Source organism: Ferrovibrio terrae, from assembly GCF_943371255.1.
GTDB classification, from domain to species: Bacteria; Pseudomonadota; Alphaproteobacteria; order Ferrovibrionales; family Ferrovibrionaceae; genus Ferrovibrio; species Ferrovibrio terrae_B.
Genome location: NZ_CALRUC010000045.1, coordinates 1 through 15,091, shown reverse-complemented (window position 1 = coordinate 15,091; position 15,091 = coordinate 1). Strand labels below are relative to the sequence as shown.

The 15,091-nt window shown below is 66.2% G+C and carries 17 protein-coding genes and 1 pseudogene; 8 read left to right on the top strand and 10 right to left on the bottom strand.

Annotation, left to right across the window (positions count from 1 at the left end; all coding sequences use genetic code 11):
- Window positions 1–16: 16 nt before the first annotated feature.
- Together hisN and AAG799_RS11410 are read right to left on the bottom strand one after the other, a co-directional pair.
- Window positions 17–817, bottom strand: coding sequence for a histidinol-phosphatase (hisN, locus tag AAG799_RS11415; protein ID WP_341895958.1), 801 nt, complete (start codon window positions 815–817; stop codon window positions 17–19).
- A gap of 34 nt (window positions 818–851) precedes the next feature.
- Window positions 852–1,394 (bottom strand): cytochrome c family protein, encoded by a 543-nt coding sequence (locus AAG799_RS11410; protein ID WP_341895957.1) that lies wholly within the window; start codon window positions 1,392–1,394, stop codon window positions 852–854.
- Window positions 1,395–1,620: 226 nt separating this feature from the next.
- Here AAG799_RS11410 and AAG799_RS11405 point away from each other — a divergent pair, with 226 nt between their 5' ends.
- The 5 genes from AAG799_RS11405 to AAG799_RS11385 all read left to right on the top strand — a co-directional run bounded on the left by AAG799_RS11405 (window position 1,621) and on the right by AAG799_RS11385 (window position 6,453).
- Window positions 1,621–2,388 (top strand): 3-deoxy-manno-octulosonate cytidylyltransferase, encoded by a 768-nt coding sequence (locus AAG799_RS11405; RefSeq protein ID WP_341895956.1) that lies wholly within the window; start codon window positions 1,621–1,623, stop codon window positions 2,386–2,388.
- Window positions 2,389–2,416: 28 nt separating this feature from the next.
- Window positions 2,417–3,289, top strand: a complete 873-nt coding sequence (locus tag AAG799_RS11400) for a prephenate dehydratase (RefSeq protein WP_341895955.1) — start codon at window positions 2,417–2,419, stop codon at window positions 3,287–3,289.
- 53 nt (window positions 3,290–3,342) lie between these two features.
- Entirely contained in the window at window positions 3,343–3,945 is a 603-nt protein-coding gene (locus AAG799_RS11395) for a LysE family translocator (RefSeq protein WP_341895954.1), read from the top strand.
- 85 nt (window positions 3,946–4,030) lie between these two features.
- Window positions 4,031–5,410 carry an NAD(P)/FAD-dependent oxidoreductase gene (locus tag AAG799_RS11390; protein WP_341895953.1) on the top strand — a complete coding sequence of 460 codons (1,380 nt, stop codon included), beginning with the start codon at window positions 4,031–4,033 and terminating at the stop codon, window positions 5,408–5,410.
- Between the two features lie 89 nt (window positions 5,411–5,499).
- Window positions 5,500–6,453, top strand: a complete 954-nt coding sequence (locus tag AAG799_RS11385) for an aldo/keto reductase (RefSeq protein ID WP_341895952.1) — start codon at window positions 5,500–5,502, stop codon at window positions 6,451–6,453.
- Here AAG799_RS11385 and AAG799_RS11380 read toward each other — a convergent pair.
- The 5 genes from AAG799_RS11380 to AAG799_RS11360 all read right to left on the bottom strand — a co-directional run bounded on the left by AAG799_RS11380 (window position 6,450) and on the right by AAG799_RS11360 (window position 11,578).
- Window positions 6,450–7,754 carry an NAD(P)-binding domain-containing protein gene (locus tag AAG799_RS11380; RefSeq protein ID WP_341895951.1) on the bottom strand — a complete coding sequence of 435 codons (1,305 nt, stop codon included), beginning with the start codon at window positions 7,752–7,754 and terminating at the stop codon, window positions 6,450–6,452. The two genes, AAG799_RS11385 and AAG799_RS11380, sit on opposite strands and share 4 nt — an antisense overlap.
- A complete protein-coding gene (locus AAG799_RS11375) occupies window positions 7,751–8,734 on the bottom strand; it encodes an NAD-dependent epimerase/dehydratase family protein (protein ID WP_341895950.1) in 984 nt (327 codons plus the stop codon). The genes AAG799_RS11380 and AAG799_RS11375 overlap by 4 nt, the downstream gene beginning before the upstream one ends.
- Before the next feature lie 157 nt (window positions 8,735–8,891).
- Complete coding sequence (locus tag AAG799_RS11370) at window positions 8,892–9,851, bottom strand: tripartite tricarboxylate transporter substrate binding protein (protein WP_341895949.1); 960 nt, start codon at window positions 9,849–9,851, stop codon at window positions 8,892–8,894.
- A 15-nt stretch (window positions 9,852–9,866) separates the two neighbouring features.
- Window positions 9,867–10,217, bottom strand: a complete 351-nt coding sequence (locus tag AAG799_RS11365; protein WP_341895948.1) for a hypothetical protein — start codon at window positions 10,215–10,217, stop codon at window positions 9,867–9,869.
- A complete protein-coding gene (locus AAG799_RS11360; protein WP_341895947.1) occupies window positions 10,214–11,578 on the bottom strand; it encodes an acyclic terpene utilization AtuA family protein in 1,365 nt (454 codons plus the stop codon). Before AAG799_RS11360 ends, AAG799_RS11365 begins: the two co-directional genes overlap by 4 nt.
- 86 nt (window positions 11,579–11,664) lie before the next feature.
- Between AAG799_RS11360 and AAG799_RS11355 the strand changes: the two genes are divergently transcribed.
- Window positions 11,665–12,579, top strand: a complete 915-nt coding sequence (locus AAG799_RS11355) for a LysR family transcriptional regulator (RefSeq protein WP_341895946.1) — start codon at window positions 11,665–11,667, stop codon at window positions 12,577–12,579.
- Window positions 12,580–12,582: 3 nt separating this feature from the next.
- On the opposite strand, the gene AAG799_RS11350 is transcribed toward AAG799_RS11355, so the two are convergent.
- Window positions 12,583–12,798 carry a DUF465 domain-containing protein gene (locus AAG799_RS11350; protein ID WP_341895945.1) on the bottom strand — a complete coding sequence of 72 codons (216 nt, stop codon included), beginning with the start codon at window positions 12,796–12,798 and terminating at the stop codon, window positions 12,583–12,585.
- Between the two features lie 52 nt (window positions 12,799–12,850).
- On the opposite strand from AAG799_RS11350, the gene AAG799_RS11345 reads away from it, so the two are divergent.
- The gene (locus AAG799_RS11345) at window positions 12,851–13,423 is read left to right on the top strand and encodes a TIGR02444 family protein (RefSeq protein ID WP_341895944.1); all 573 of its coding nucleotides are present in this window, start codon (window positions 12,851–12,853) and stop codon (window positions 13,421–13,423) included.
- A gap of 9 nt (window positions 13,424–13,432) precedes the next feature.
- Here AAG799_RS11345 and AAG799_RS11340 read toward each other — a convergent pair whose 3' ends face one another.
- Window positions 13,433–14,020, bottom strand: coding sequence for a UbiX family flavin prenyltransferase (locus AAG799_RS11340; protein ID WP_341895943.1), 588 nt, complete (start codon window positions 14,018–14,020; stop codon window positions 13,433–13,435).
- A 288-nt stretch (window positions 14,021–14,308) separates the two neighbouring features.
- Between AAG799_RS11340 and AAG799_RS11335 the strand changes: the two genes are divergently transcribed.
- On the top strand, window positions 14,309–14,470 hold the full coding sequence (locus AAG799_RS11335; protein ID WP_297689654.1) for a YdcH family protein: 162 nt from the start codon (window positions 14,309–14,311) through the stop codon (window positions 14,468–14,470).
- 36 nt (window positions 14,471–14,506) lie between these two features.
- Here the strand turns inward: AAG799_RS11335 and AAG799_RS11330 are convergent.
- Window positions 14,507–15,091, bottom strand: a pseudogene (locus AAG799_RS11330) (acyl-CoA synthetase); the annotation flags it as partial.

Genomic DNA, 15,091 nt, shown 5'->3' with positions numbered 1-15,091 from the left:
AAATCGCTCCTGTAAATCAGGCTCCGGACAGGTACTCCATGGCGGCCCGGTGCAGCGCCGGATTTGCTGCGGCCAGGACGCGGGATCGGCCGCGCATGTCCAGCGGCTTGCCTTCCCAGTCGGTAATCACGCCGCCGGCCCCGGCCACCACCGGCCCCAGCGCCGCATAATCATAGGGCTGCATCCGGCCATCCAGCGCCAGATCGGCGAACCCCGATGCCAGCATACCATAGCAGATGCAGTCGCCGGACATGCGATTGATGCGGCAGGCCCTTCGCAATGTCGTGAACGCCGTCAGCTCGGTTTCGCTGAAGCTGTCGACATAGGTGGTCATCACCACCGCATCCTTCAGCACCCGATCCGCATTGGTGCGTGCCGGCTTGCCGTTGAATTCGGTCGGCCGGCCCATGGCGCCGATCCAGCGGTCGCCCATGATCGGCTGGTCGATCACGCCCAGCACCGGCCGGTTCTCGAAAGTCAGCGCGATCAGCGTGCCGAAGATCGGCAGGCCGGAGACAAAGCTCTTGGTGCCGTCGATGGGATCGAGAATCCATTGCCAGGCGGCATCGGTGCGCACCGGGCCAAATTCCTCGCCGAAGATGCCATGCTCGGGATAGCGCGCTTCGATGGCTTTGCGCATCACGGCTTCCGCGTTGCGGTCGGCAATCGTCACCGGCGAGGCATCGGCCTTGCTGACGACATCGATGGGCTGGCGGAAATGCGGCCGGATCTCGGCGCGGGCCAGTTCGGCGAGTTCATGCGCAAACGCCACCAGCGCGTCACGCTGGGCAACAAAAAGGGCCGGGATGTCGGTCATGACAGATCCCGGCCCTGGAATGGCAGGTGTCCGATCAATTCGGCAGCGGCTTCGGGCTGTCCGACAGGCTGCGCAGATAGGCGATCAGATCGGCGCGCTCCTTCGAGCTCTTGGCGCCGGCGAAGGCCATCTTGGTCCCCGGGGCATAGGCCTTCGGGTTCTTCAGGAAGGCGTAGAGGCTGTCATAGGTCCATTCGCCGCCCGTCTTCTTCAGGCCGTCGGAATAGGCGAAGCCGGCCATATGGCCCTTGGGCGCCTGCACGATGTCATAGAGGTTCGGGCCAACCTTGGCAGGTCCGCCCTTTTCCACGCTGTGGCAGGCGGCGCATTTGCCGAACGCCTTCTTGCCGCCATCGACACTGGCAGCAGCCAGCAGGCCGGCGACCGGCGGATCGGCTTCCTCGGCGGCCGGGGCGGCGCCACCGGCGGCCGGGGCATCCGGCACGTCAATCTTGTAGGCAGCTTCCGCGAGCTTCTTGGGATGGACCAGCATATTGCCGACCTGGTTCACACCCATGATGATCAGCAGGGCGAACAGCGCGGCGCCGATCATTTTATTAATTTCAAAACTATCCATCGGGGAAGCTCCTGGAGGCGACGGAGGACAGTCCCGGCCAAGTACCCGAAACCGCCCGAAAATCGCCGCGACATTAGCGGCTTCCCCGACCCGTTCGCAACCCGTATATATCCCCCCGGGAAGGGCGCCCGGCCGCTCCGGCTGCGGCGAAGTGCCGCATGCGGGCAGGGTCGCTGCCCGGTCCCGGTACTTCCGCCGATCTCGCTGCTTTTTCAAGGCCTAAAGAATGCCAGAAACTATCATTGCCGCGACTCCGAAAACACCCATCGTGCTGATCCCGTCGCGGCTGGCCTCCACCCGCCTGCCGGACAAGCCGCTGGCCGATATCCACGGCCTGCCGATGATCGTGCATTGCCTGCGCCGGGCCGAGGAAGCCGGCTTCGCCCGCGTCGCCGTTGCCTGCGGCGATGCAGCCATCGCCGACGCGGTCCGGGCCGCCGGCGGCGAGGCGGTGATGACCGACCCCGATCACCCCTCGGGCTCCGACCGCATCTTCGAGGCGCTGCAGATCCTCGACCCCCAGGGCCGCCACGATGCGGTGATCAACCTGCAGGGCGACCTGCCGGCCATCGACCCGAGGATGGTGGCGGCCGCGCTCACCCCGCTGGCCGATCCGGCCATCGATATCGCCACGCTCGCAACCCCCATCGTCGATACCCATGAGATCGACGACCCCAATGTGGTGAAGGCGGTGCTCAGCCTCGCCCCGGGGCAGACTGTTGGCCGTGCGCTGTATTTCAGCCGCCGGCCGGTGCCGGGCGGCGCCGGGCCGCTGTGGCACCATATCGGTATCTACGCCTATCGCCGCGCGGCGCTGGAGCGCTTTGTGGCGCTGCAGCCATCGCCGCTGGAACAGCGCGAAAAGCTGGAGCAGCTGCGTGCGCTGGAGAATGGCATGAGCATTGCGGCCGCTGTCGTTGACACCCTGCCGCTCGGGGTCGATACTCCGGCCGATCTCGCCCGCATCCGCCAAGTCATGGCTGCGAAACGATAATTTCCACTTCCGTCTTCCGGATCCCGTCATGCCGTCAGCCAGCATCGCCACTGCCGCCACCGATCCCGCAACGGTCGTGGCCTTCCAGGGTGCGCCGGGTGCCTATTCGCATCTGGCCTGCCGCGAGGCGCTGCCTGCGCTGGTGCCGCTGCCCTGCCCGAGTTTCGAGGATGCCTTTGCCGCCGTGCGCGAGGGCCGGGCGTCCTGCGGCCTGATCCCGATCGAGAATTCCACCGCCGGCCGCGTCGCCGACATCCATCAGCTGCTGCCCGAGGGCGGCCTGTTCATCACCGCCGAGCATTTCCTGCGTGTGCGGCACCAGCTGCTGGCGCCCAGGGCCGCCAGCCTGAAAACGGTGAAGCGTGTCTACAGCCATGTGCAGGGCCTGTCGCAATGCCGCAAGGTGATCAAGGAACTCGGCCTTGAGGCCATCGTCGCCAGCGACACTGCCGGTTCGGCCAAGGATGTGGCCGAGCGCAACAATGTCGAGGAAGCCGCCATCGCGTCATCGATTGCCGGCGAGCTCTATGGCCTGCAGGTGCTGCGCCCCGATATCGAGGACAACCACACCAACACCACGCGCTTCATCAAGCTGGAGCGCCAGCGCCGCGATCCCGATGTGGCGGCGCCGAACAGCCTGACCGCCATCATGTTCCGCGTGCGCAGCGTGCCGGCGGCGCTGTACAAGGCGCTGGGCGGCTTCGCCACCAATGGTGTCAACGTGGTGAAGCTGGAAAGCTATCTCTCCGACGGTTTCCAGGTCGCTGAATTCTATGCCGAGATCGAGGGCCATCCGGCGCAGACCAGCGTCGATCTGGCCCTGCAGGAGCTGGAATATTTCAGTTCCTCGCTCAAGGTAATCGGCGTCTTCACCGCGCACGCTTTCCGCCGGCAGTCGTAACCCGCTGCACAAATCTTCCAGACCGCGCCACTGCATTATGCCGCAATGGCGGCATGACGCTTGAGCAGGGTCTCGCCTTCTTCCTGTTTTCCGTGGTTGCCGCAATCACCCCGGGGCCGAGCAATGTGCTGCTGGTCGCCACTGGCGCGCAGGCCGGCTTCTGGCGCGGCCTGCCCTGCCTGTTCGGCGTCTCGGCCGGCATGGGGTCGATGATGGTCCTCGCCGCTTATGGTCTGGGCAGCATCGTGCTGGCGCATCCGCAGGCCCTGCAGGTCGTGCGCATCGCCGGCGCAGCCTTTCTGCTCTGGCTGGCCTGGAAGATCGCCACGGCGCCCGCCGGCGATTCCACTGCCGTGGCACCGCCGCGGCCGGTTGGTTTCCTCGGTGCGGCGGCCCTGCAATGGGTCAATCCGAAGGCCTGGCTGGTCAGTGCCGGCGCGGTGGCAACCTATCTGCCCGGCGGTGCCGACGAAGCGATCCTGCAATCGGCCGGCTTTGCACTGGTCTTCGTCAGCGCCGCGCTGCCCAGCGGCCTGCTCTGGCTGGTCTTCGGCGCGGCAGCCCAGCGCCTGCTGCGCAGCGCACGGCGCCAGCGCGTGTTCAATATCGCGATGGGACTGGCGCTTGCCGGATCGGTGGCGATGATCCTGCGTTGATTGGCGCGCTGCGCTGACACTTTTGTGTTGCAGGTGCGGCAAAAAATCATCCTGCCGGCCAAGCTTCGCGGCATAATGCGGCGCCATGACACCGGGGACAACACGACGGCAGGCCATCAGCATGGCGGCGGCGGCAGCGCTGCTGCCGGCCTGGTCGCGTGCCGCGGTGCCGCCGGGCGAAACCGAAGTCGTCATCATCGGTGCCGGCCTCGCCGGTCTGGCGGCGGCACGCCTGCTGCAGGAGCGCGGCCGCAATGTCGTGGTGCTGGAAGCGCGCGACCGCGTCGGCGGCCGCTGCTGGACCGACGCTTCTCGGCTGGGCTTCGCCGTCGATCTCGGCGCCGCGATGCTGCGCTCGGCCGACATCAATCCGCTGGTCGCCGAACTGCGGCGCCGCGATGTGCGGCTGCAGTCCGATGAAGGCGACTTCTGGCTGTTCGACCAGGATCGCAGCGGCGAGGCGGCCCGCGATGCCGAGGCGCATGACTATGATGCGCTCGGTTTCGCCTATGACAAGCTCGACGATGCCCTGCTCGATGCCCGCACCCTGCGCAGCGACGTGCCGCTCGCCAGCCGCATCAAGCTGGACTCCGGCGGCCCCGCCGGGCGCTGGATCGACCTGGCCAAGGCGCTGGCCGGTCCGCTGCATGTCGGCGTGGAATTCTCTGCCGTCTCGGCCCTGGATGTGCCGCGGCTGGCCGGCACCGGAAACGATGTCTGGCTGCCCGGCTGTTTCGGCAGCTGGGTGGCGCAGTCGGCCACCGGCCTGCCGGTGTTCCTCAACAACCCGGTGGTGCGGATCGACTGGAACGGCACCGGGGTCACCGTCGCCACCGCCGAAGGCCAGGTGAAGGCTGAGGCCTGCATCGTCACCCTGCCGCTCGGCCTGCTGGCGGCCAGGGACGGCATCCTGTTCCAGCCCGGCCTGCCCGAACCGCAGCGCGAGGCGCTGGGCCGCATGAGCATGGGCCTGATCGACCGCATTGCGCTGCAGTACGAGGCCGGCACCTTCGATGCTCCGGCCAATACCCAGGCATTGCTGCGCATTCAGGGTACGCGGGCGATGAGCCTGCGGCTGAATGCGCAAGGCCTGCCGCTGGTGATCGCCCAGGTCGGCGGCGATTATGCGCGCGATCTCGAAGGGCGCGGCGATGTCGCCATGATCGCCGCCGCGCGCAGCCAGGTGCGCGCCATGCTGGGAGAGGTGGTGGATCGCCGCTTCGTCAAGGGTATCGTCACGCAATGGGGCCGCGATCCCTGGAGCCGCGGCTCGGTGGCCGTGGTGAAACCCGGCTTTGCCCCGGCGCGGCGCAATGCCGGCCGCGCGCTCACCTCTTCGGCCGGCCGCGCCCGTGTACTGTTTGCCGGTGAGGCCTTCGCGCCGATCGACTGGATCGGCTCGGCTACCGGCGCCTGGCTGTCGGGGCGGATCGCGGCGACGGAAGCTTTGCGCGTGCTGGGCTAAAAGAGTCGAACCAAATTGGTTCACCCTTGTCGTCTGCCGCGTGAGAGTCCGATACTGCGCCCGGCTTTTCCTGACAGAAAGTACACCCCGTGAAATTCCGCAATCTCGGCACCTCCGGCCTGCTCGTTTCCGAAGTCGGCCTCGGCTGCAACAATTTCGAAATGCGCCTCGACCTCGAAGCCTCGCGCAAGGTGATCCACAAGGCGCTCGACCTTGGCATCACGCTGTTCGACACCGCCGATATCTACGGCAACAAGGGCGGCTCCGAGACCCAGATGGGCAAGATCCTCGGCGCACGGCGCAAAGACATTGTGCTGGCGACCAAGTTCGCCATGCCGATGGATGACAGCGGCAAGAAGGTCGGCGCCTCGCGCGCCTATATCATGAAGGCGGTGGAAGACAGCCTGAGCCGGCTGCAGACCGACTGGATCGATCTTTACCAGCAGCACCAGCCCGATCCGCGCACCCCGATCGACGAGACCCTGCGCGCGCTGGATGACCTGATCACCCAGGGCAAGGTGCGCTATATCGGCAATTCCAATTTCACGTCCTGGCAGCTCGCCGATGCCGACTGGACGGCGAAGCAGCTCGGCACCCATCGCTTCGTGTCGGCGCAGGACGAACTCAGCCTGGTGTTCCGCAAGGCCGAGATGGAGCAGCTGCCGGCCTGCAGCCGCTTCGGCCTCGGCTTCCTACCGTTCTTCCCGCTCGCCAGCGGGCTGCTCACCGGCAAGCACAAGGCGGGTGCGGCGGCCGAAGGCTCGCGCCTCGCCAACACCCAGCGGCTCGCCGACCGCTACATGACCCCGGCCAATCTCGCCACGCTGGAACGCCTGCGCGGCTGGTGCGACAAGCGCGGCATCGGCATGACCGAGCTGGCTTTTGCCTGGCTGCTGGCCAAGCCGCAGGTCTCCAGCGTGATCGCCGGCGCCACCAAGCCCGAGCAGCTGGAGCAGAATGTACAGGCTGGCGCGACCGTGCTGTCGGCCACGGATCTGGCCGAGGTCAATGCGCTGCTCGATCCACTGCCGTTTGCCGCCTAATACCCGGCCTTGCCGCTGGCCATGTCGGCGCGCAGGTCGGTGGCGTAGTCGCGGTAATCGACCTCCAGCGTATAGCGCGCGCTGTCCACATAGCGCCGCTTGACGCCGCGCCAGTGCTCGCGCACCTCTGACTGCATCGCCTCCTGCGCCGGCAGCGCGATCTCGCCGGCCAGCACGCCGGCCAGCCAGCGCGACTGGATTTCCACCAGCGGGATGGTGGCGCCGATCGGCTGCACCAGGCCGACGAAATACAGGCCGGGCTGATTGAGCGCGCGCATGCGGCGATAGAGTTGCGGCGCCTCGTTATCCTTCACCTGGAACAGCGCCGGATCGAGGAAGGGAAAGCTGGTCTTGTAACCGGTGGCATAGATGATGGCGTCGAAATCCTCGGCGCTGCCATCGGCGAAGTGGACACGCGCGCCATCCAGCCTGGCCACATTCGGTTTCACCCTGATCCAGCCATGGCCGATATAGGGCAGCAGCTCCTGGCTGATGGTGGCATGCTCACGCCACATCGGATGCTTGGGCGTCGGCATGCCGTAGCGGCGCTGGTCGCCCACGGTCAGGTACATCAGCTTGTTGACGATCATGCGGGCCAGCACGGTTGGCAGTTTCAGCTTGCGCGACAGGAAGGCGCCCCAGCGGTCGGTCGGGATGCCGAGGATGTATTTCGGCATGATCCAGGCGCCGCGCCGCGTGGAGAGATGCACGCTGCGCGCCCGGCGGCACAGGTCGACGGCGATATCGACCGCCGAATTGCCGATGCCGACCACCAGCACGCGCTTGTCGTCGAATGGCGCCGCCGTTTTATAGGCATGGGAATGGATCTGCAGGCCGCTGAAGCTGCCGGGGAAATCCGGCAGCCGCGTGTCCCATAGATGACCATTGGCAACGATCACGGCGCGGTAGGTCAGCGTCTCGCCGCTCTCCAGTGTCACGGTCCATTGCCCGTCGGCTGTCGGTTCGACTTTCGTCACGCTGGTGCGGAAGCGGATATGCGGCCGGATGCCGAAATGGTTGGCGTAATCCTCCAGATACTGCATCACCTGCCAGTGCGAGGGGAAATCCGGCAGGTCGTCGGGCGTCGGGAAATCGGGGTATTGCAGGTTCTTGCGGCTGGTATCGATATGCAGGCTGCGATAGGCCGCCGACACGCCGTTGTCGTTGTCGTAGCGCCAGTTGCCGCCGATATCGGAGCCCTTTTCGAAACAGTCGAAGTCCAGGCCCTTCTGCTTCAGCGCCTTGGCGGCAGCGATGCCCGACGATCCGGCGCCGATGATGCAGATCTTTCCCTCACTCATGCCGCGTCCTTCAGATAGGCGTCGATGATCTCTGTCATGCGGGCATCGGGCAGGATGCCGAGCTGCCGCGCACGGGCGGAGTCGAACTGTGCCGGCCAGCCATCGACGATGGCCTGCATCGTCGCATCGGGCTTCCACTGCACCTTGCCAGGCTTGCGGTCGCTGTAGGCCTGCAGGCTGTCCACCATCGCAGCGACGCTGACGCTCAGGGCCGGCAGGTTGAAAGCGCGGAATAGGCCCAGGCGGCTGCCCGGCAGGTCATGCAGTGTCAGCAGGCTCCGCACCACGGCCTGCACCGAAACCAGCGGCAGGCGGGTTTCCGGCTTGAACGGGCAATCGACATCCCGGCCGTTCAGCGGCTCGCGCAGGATGGCGGCGACACGGTCGGAAACCGATGGTGCGGCTCCCGAATGATTTACGGGCGGCCGGATCACCACGATGGGCAGCCGCAGGCAGCGGCCATCCACCACGCCATGGCGGCTGTGGTCGCTGATCAGCTGCTCGGCGATCACCTTGTGCACGCCGTAAGAGGTCTGCGGCGTCTGTACCGTGCTGTCATCCACCACCGCCGGCAAGGCGCCGCCGAAGGTGGCGATCGAGCTGGCAAACACCAGGCGCGGCGCCACTGGTTGTGCCCGGCACAGTGCCAGCAGGCCGAGCAGGCTCAGCACATTGGTCTCGATGCCCAGCGCGATGTCGCGCTCGGCTTCGGTGGTCAGCGACGCAGCCAGATGAAACAGGCTGTCGATGCCGCCGGCAAACAGCGCCTGCCGGAAACCCGCATCGCGCAGATCGCCGATTGTGCAGCGGATGCGGATGGTGTCCGCCGGTGGCGGATCGAAGGCGATCTGGTCGGCCAGCACCAGTTCGGAGATCGGCGTCGGATTGCCGGCAGGCCCGGCCAGCCTGCCTTGCCCGATCAGGGCAGCGGTGAGGCGCCGGCCGATAAAACCGGCCGCACCGGTGACAACAACGCGCATGCATCCTCCGTTTCTGGGCGGCCATTTAATCCGCCTCGGGAGCAGCGATGCAATCGCTTCCGCTTTCCGCATGCGGCATGCCGTAGCGGCAATCGCAAATGCAAAACGGGCAGGCCGTTCAGGGCCTGCCCGTTCCGTCTTGCCTCTACGGTGCGGCTTATTCCGGCTCGATGCCGGCGGCCTTCACCGCCTTGGCCCATTTCTCGGTTTCCGAGACGACGAAATCGGCCAGCTGCTTGCGGCTGCTCGACTGCGGTTCGACGCCGGCAGCCAGCAGCCTGGCCTGCACATCCTTGTCAGCCACCGCCGCCGCCATCGACTTCTGCAGTTTGTCGGCAATCGCCGTGTCGGTCTTGGCCGGCAGCCAGGCGGCGAACCAGGCGGTGATCTCGTAGCCCGGCACGCCCTGGCTGGCGATGGTGGGCAGGCCCGGCGCCACCGGCGACGGCCCCTTGGTGGAGACACCGAGCGCCTTCACCTTGCCCGCCGCCGCCTGCGGCAGGGTGGTGGAGACATCGGCGATCATCAACTGCACCTGGCCGCCCAGCAGGTCGGTCACCGCCTGTGGGTTGCTCTTGTAGGGCACATGCACGATGTCGGTGCCGGTCATGGTCTTGAACATCTCGACGCTGATGCGCGACGAGCTGGAGCCGGCACCGAAACTGAGCTTGCCGGGATTGGCTTTCGCATAGGCGATCAGGTCCGACACCGAGTTGACCGGCAGCGAGGGATTGACCACCAGTGCCATCGGAATGGTGCCCAGCATGCTGACGGTCTCGAAATCCCTCACCGCGTCATAGGGCAGCTTTTTCAGCATGCTCTGGTTGGCGGCATGGGTGGTGTTGGTCGAGATCAGCAGCGTGTAGCCATCGGGCGTGGCCGTGGCGACCTTCTGCGCCGCGATCACGCCGTTGCCGCCGGCGGCATTTTCCACCACCACCGGCTGCTTGAGGTCGCGGCCGACATACTCGCCGACCACGCGGGCCACCGTGTCGGTGGCGCTGCCGGCGGCAAACGGCACGATGAATTTGATCGGTCTGTTCGGATAACTTTGCCCCAAAGCGGGCAGGGCGATGGCCGTGGCGGCCAGCAGGACAAGCGATGACAGGATGCGCATGGTTTCCTCCGTTTTTTATGCAGGATGTTGAACACGGGACAAAAGATCGGGCGGCAGTGCGACCGTCAGGGTCAGCAGCCGGAAGGACAGGGTCTTGCCATGGCCGTCGAGGCCGAGGCTGGCATTGACGCCGCCATCCAGCGCGTGATCGAGCACGAAGTTGAAGGCCCAGAGTTTCGGCAGGTCGTAGCGCTGCACGGTGCCGACGTCGCGGCTGGCAAACAGCTGCGCGACGCGATCTGACGTCACCTGTGCGGCGACGGTGTCGAAGAATTCCGGCCGGTAGCAGACCAGCGCGATGTTGAGCCGGTTGCCCTTGTCGCCGGAGCGGGCATGGGCGATCTGATGGAGCAGGATTGCGCTCATGCCAGCAGCTCCATACCGGGCTGCACCAGATCGCGTTCGATCAGGCAGGAGGCACTGGCCAGCTGCGGCACCAGATGCCTGCGCACGCCGCCGCCGCCGGCCGGGCCGGCGACATACAGGGCCTCGACTTCCGCCAGCAGTTGCTGCACCGGCGCGGCATCCGCATGGCGGGCGGCAAAGCGCACCCGCACATCCTCACTCTCCGCCGTGGCGGCGGCGAGATCATGGCCGGCACTGTCGCCAAAGCTGCTGACCACGCCGATGATATCGGCGCGGAGTGCGAGATCGGGCTGCAGCCGCGCCATGCGCGCGCGGATGATCTCGATGGCGAGCCGGGCGCGGGCCGTGGCATTCGGCCCGGCATAGGAAATCTCGGCCTCGCCGAACAGGCCGGCGGGGAAGCAGACCGTGGCCTTCAGCGTGGCGGGCCGGGCCCGGCCGCGCGCGCCGCGCACGGCCACGCGATCCGGACCGGCCTGCTCCACCTCGGCCTGGGTGATGTCCAGCACCACATCGGGCGTCAGATAGGCGGCCGGATCGTGGATCTCATAGAGCATCTGCTCCTTCACCGTGCGCAGATCCACCGCGCCGCCGCTGCCGGCCGGCTTGGTGATGATGGCGCTGCCATCGGCGCTGACTTCGGCGATGGGATAGCCGATATCGGTGAAATCGGCGGCATCCTTGAGGCCGGGATCGGCGAAATAGCCGCCACTGACCTGCGGTCCGCATTCCAGCAGATGGCCGACCAGCGTGCCGGCGGCGAGCCGGTCCCAGTCATCCCAGCGCCAGCCGAAGGCATGCACCAGCGGGCCCAGCACCAGGGCAGGATCGGCGACGCGGCCGGTGACGACAATCTCCGCGCCGGCATCCAGCGCCTCGGCAATCGGCTGCGCGCCCAGATAGGCATTGGCGGCCACCACGCTGTCGCGGCCCTGCAACAGCGTGCCATCGGTTTCGCGTGCCGCCAGGTCGGCCGTGGTGAGTCGCGTGCTCAGGTCGTCGCCGCTCACCACGGCGATCTTCGCCTGCGGAAAACCGGCTGCGGTGGCCATGGCTCGGATGCGTTGGGCGGCGGCCTGCGGATGGGCGGCGCCGAAATTGCTGATGATGCGGATATTGTGTTGCAGGCAGAGCGCCAGCACCGGCTGCAGCAGGGCGACCAGGCTGGGGCTGTAGCCCGCTTGCGGATCGCGCTGCCGCTCCAGCTGGGCCAGCGCCAGCGTGCGCTCGGCCAGGGTCTCGAAAATCAGGAACGCGGGCACGCCGGATGCGGCCAGCGCCTGCACCACCGGCAGCGCCGCGCCCGCGCGGTCGCCGGCAAAGCCGGCCCCGGCACCGATATGAACTGTTGTGGCTGGCATTGCGCCCGACTCTGGTTTCCTCGGGCGACAGACTGCAAAAATCGATCTATAACGTCCAATATATAAGACATATGGACTTATAACTCATGTCTATCAATCTCACCCTGCGCCAGCTCGAGATCTTCGCCACCACCTTGCGCGCGCCCAGCTTCACCGAAGCCGCCGCGATACTGCGCATCTCGCAGCCGGCGCTCAGCGTGGCGATTCGCAAGATCGAGGCCGAGCTGGGGCTCGCGCTGTTCGACCGCACCACGCGCAAGGTGACGCCGACCGCCGATGGCCGCCATCTCGGCGCCGTGGCGGAAGACCTGCTGCGCGATTTCAAGGTGGCGATGCAGGGCGTGGCGTCGCGCAGCGACGGGTTGCATGGCCGGCTCACCATCGCGGTGCTGCCCTCGATCGCGGCCTCGATCCTGCCGCGCGCGCTGAAGGTGATGCAGGGAAAATACCCGGGCATCGACGTGGCGATCCGCGACGTGATGCATGAGCGCGCGGTGGCGATGGTGGCCGATGGCCTGGCCGATTTCGCCGTCACCACGCGCATCGCCGAGACCGCGGCATTGTCCTATGACGAGATCGGCGCCGACCGCATCCATCTGGTCTGCCGCAACGATCATGTGCTGGCGAAAGGCAGGGGTGCGCTGCCGTGGAGCGCGCTGCAAGGCCATCCTTACGTGGCGATGGCCGGCTCCACCTCGGTGCGGCGGCTGGCGGACGCTGTGCTGCTGCAGGCTGATTTCGCCCTGCAGCCGCGCTTCGAGGTCGAGCAGATCGCCTCTGCCATCGCGCTGGTCTCGGCGGGGCTGGGCATCACGGCCCTGCCAGCGCTGACCTTCTCGATGTTTTCCAGCGACCGCCTGACCATGCGGCCGCTGAGCGGCCCCAGCTTGAGCCGCCAGATCGGCTTCCTGCAGCTGAAAGGCCGGCAGCTGTCCGGCCCGGCGCAGGCCCTGGTCGGTGAAATCCGCGCCGCCTATGCCGGGATGAAGCCCCTGAAATGAGGGTCAGGCGATGATATCGGGGATGAGAAGGTTCTCGATCCGCGTGATCTGATCCTTCAGCGACAGCTTGCGCTTTTTCATGCGCTGGATCTGGATCAGGTTCAGGCTCGGCTGCTCGGCCAGGGCGGCAATCGCATCGTCGAGATCGCGATGTTCGGCGCGCAGGTCGACCAGCTTGCGCTGCAATTCCTCGGTATCGATCGGACCGGGAAAATTCATGCTCTCACTCAAGCCTACCCTGGACGCCAAAAAGCCCGTTACCATAGCATGGATGACCGAGTCTGACACTGGGCCGAAAACGGCCAATTCCGACAAAAATCCTGCCCGGCCGGACGAACCGCCGGCGGCCGGCTTCTGGGCCTTTTCGCTCAGCCTGTATGATCGCCCGGGGGCAGCACAGGCCTGTCTGGGTCTGCAGGACGGCTTCAGGGCCGATGTGAACCTGCTGCTGCTCGGTTTCTGGCGGGCGCGGCGCGGCTATCTCGGCTGGGCCGAGACGGAGCTCGACCGGGTCGAGGCCGCCGTCGCGCCGGTCAATGCCGTGCTGCAGCCGCTGCGCGCCGCGCGGCGCGCGCTCAGGGCGCTGCGCGAGGCCGAGCCGACGGCGGATGCTCTCTATGCTGAAATCAAGGCGCTGGAACTGAAGCTCGAACAGGTCGCCCAGGTCTGGCTCTCGGCCGCCAGCCGCATCGGGCCGGGCCAGCGCGGGCCGGCGCCGCCGCAGCGCGATGACGAGATCGATGCCGCCGCCGCCCATCTGGGGGCCTATCTGGAACGGCTGGCGCCGGGCGACAAACAGGCCCTGCAGCTGGGCGCCGACCTGCTGCGGATCGCGTTTACCTGAAGGGCTGTTCTATTTGGCCGGCTTGCCGGTCCAGCGCTTGACCAGGCCGGCATCCAGGCCAAAGAGGTCGAGCACGCGGCCCACCGTATGGCCGATCAGGTCGTCCAGCGTCTGCGGCATGGCATAGAAGCCCGGCATCGGCGGCGCCACGATGGCGCCCATCTCGGTCACCGCGGTCATGTTGCGCAGGTGCCCCAGATGCAGCGGCGTTTCGCGCGGCACCAGCACCAGCCGGCGGCGTTCCTTCAGCGTCACATCGGCGGCGCGGCTGAGCAAAGTGGTGGTGACGCCGGTGGCGATCTCGGCCAGCGTCTTCATCGAACAGGGCACGATGGCCATGCCGAGCGTCTGGAATGAGCCCGAGGAAATCGCGGCGCCGATATCGGCCACCGCGTATGTGGTATGCGCCAGCGCCTTCACATCCTTGATACTGTATTGCGTTTCATAGGCAATCGTCATTTCGGCGGCGCGGCTCAGCACCAGATGCGACTCGATACCGCTTTGCTGCAGTGCTTCCAGCAGGCGGATGCCGTAAATCACCCCTGAGGCGCCGGTGATGCCAACCACCAGACGACGCTGGGCCGGTGGACGGATCATTGCAGATGCCATTTTTCCTGCCGGTGCCGCAGCTTGGCTGCGTTTCCTGATGCGTCCTGCAGGCAGCACTGTTTTTGCAGCCACCCGTTTAGGTGCGGTTTTGCCGGCAGATTTCTGTATGCGACGCATACGGTGACTCGCTTATTTGAAAATTTGATTGTTTGGGGCTGACAAAGGCGAAGGGCAGTGCTTAAATTCCATCAGGCGCGCACCGGTGCGGTCGCGCCATGTCAGGGCGACCGCAGTCGAACTGGTTGACGCGCTCCAAACCGGAAGGAGGAGCATGCGATGAATCATACGGCGCATCTCGACACTCTCATCGAAAAACATCATGCCCTGCAAGCGGCGATCGATGACGAGAGCCACCGCCCGATGCCCGACACCACCCGTGTCACCCAGCTCAAGCGCGAAAAGCTGAAGCTGAAAGAAGAAATCTCCCGACAATCATAGCAGCTCGACTGCGCCGGCCAGGGTTTGGGCTTTGCTTCAGCCCAGAGCCTTGGCCCGTTCGCGCAGTTCAAACTTCTGAATCTTGCCCGTCGAGGTTTTCGGCAGCTCGCTGAACACCACGGTCTTCGGCACCTTGAATCGCGCCAGCCGCTCCTTGCAGAAGGCGATGATCTCGTCGCTGCCCTTCTGGTCGGGTGTGACGGTGGCGCCATTGCGCAGGGTGACGAAGGCGCAGGGCGTCTCGCCCCAATGGCTGTCCGGCCGCGCCACCACGGCGGCCTCGACGATATCGGGGTGCATGTACAGCACGCCCTCCACCTCGATGGTCGAGATATTCTCGCCGCCGGAAATGATGATGTCTTTCGAGCGGTCCTTGATCTGCATGTAGCCGCCGGGATGCAGCACGCCCAGGTCGCCGGAATGGAACCAGCCGCCGGCAAAAGCCTCTTCCGTCGCCTTCGGGTTTTTCAGGTAGCCCTTCATCACGATATTGCCGCGGAACATGATCTCGCCCATGGTCTCGCCGTCTTCCGGCACGCGTTCCATGGTTTCGGGATTCAGCACGGTGACGTCTTCTTCCACGTGATAGCGCACGCCCTGGCGCGCCTTCACCGCCGCTTT

Excerpts from the sequence above, each read along its gene's own strand:
- hisN (WP_341895958.1), bottom strand. The coding sequence starts at position 817 with ATGACCGACATCCCGGCCCTTTTTGTTGCCCAGCGTGACGCGCTGGTG.
- AAG799_RS11410 (WP_341895957.1), bottom strand. The coding sequence starts at position 1,394 with ATGGATAGTTTTGAAATTAATAAAATGATCGGCGCCGCGCTGTTCGCC.
- AAG799_RS11405 (WP_341895956.1), top strand. The coding sequence starts at position 1,621 with ATGCCAGAAACTATCATTGCCGCGACTCCGAAAACACCCATCGTGCTG.
- AAG799_RS11400 (WP_341895955.1), top strand. The coding sequence starts at position 2,417 with ATGCCGTCAGCCAGCATCGCCACTGCCGCCACCGATCCCGCAACGGTC.
- AAG799_RS11395 (WP_341895954.1), top strand. The coding sequence starts at position 3,343 with ATGACGCTTGAGCAGGGTCTCGCCTTCTTCCTGTTTTCCGTGGTTGCC.
- AAG799_RS11390 (WP_341895953.1), top strand. The coding sequence starts at position 4,031 with ATGACACCGGGGACAACACGACGGCAGGCCATCAGCATGGCGGCGGCG.
- AAG799_RS11380 (WP_341895951.1), bottom strand. The coding sequence starts at position 7,754 with ATGAGTGAGGGAAAGATCTGCATCATCGGCGCCGGATCGTCGGGCATC.
- AAG799_RS11375 (WP_341895950.1), bottom strand. The coding sequence starts at position 8,734 with ATGCGCGTTGTTGTCACCGGTGCGGCCGGTTTTATCGGCCGGCGCCTC.
- AAG799_RS11370 (WP_341895949.1), bottom strand. The coding sequence starts at position 9,851 with ATGCGCATCCTGTCATCGCTTGTCCTGCTGGCCGCCACGGCCATCGCC.
- AAG799_RS11365 (WP_341895948.1), bottom strand. The coding sequence starts at position 10,217 with ATGAGCGCAATCCTGCTCCATCAGATCGCCCATGCCCGCTCCGGCGAC.
- AAG799_RS11360 (WP_341895947.1), bottom strand. The coding sequence starts at position 11,578 with ATGCCAGCCACAACAGTTCATATCGGTGCCGGGGCCGGCTTTGCCGGC.
- AAG799_RS11355 (WP_341895946.1), top strand. The coding sequence starts at position 11,665 with ATGTCTATCAATCTCACCCTGCGCCAGCTCGAGATCTTCGCCACCACC.
- AAG799_RS11350 (WP_341895945.1), bottom strand. The coding sequence starts at position 12,798 with ATGAATTTTCCCGGTCCGATCGATACCGAGGAATTGCAGCGCAAGCTG.
- AAG799_RS11345 (WP_341895944.1), top strand. The coding sequence starts at position 12,851 with ATGACCGAGTCTGACACTGGGCCGAAAACGGCCAATTCCGACAAAAAT.
- AAG799_RS11340 (WP_341895943.1), bottom strand. The coding sequence starts at position 14,020 with ATGATCCGTCCACCGGCCCAGCGTCGTCTGGTGGTTGGCATCACCGGC.
- AAG799_RS11335 (WP_297689654.1), top strand. The coding sequence starts at position 14,309 with ATGAATCATACGGCGCATCTCGACACTCTCATCGAAAAACATCATGCC.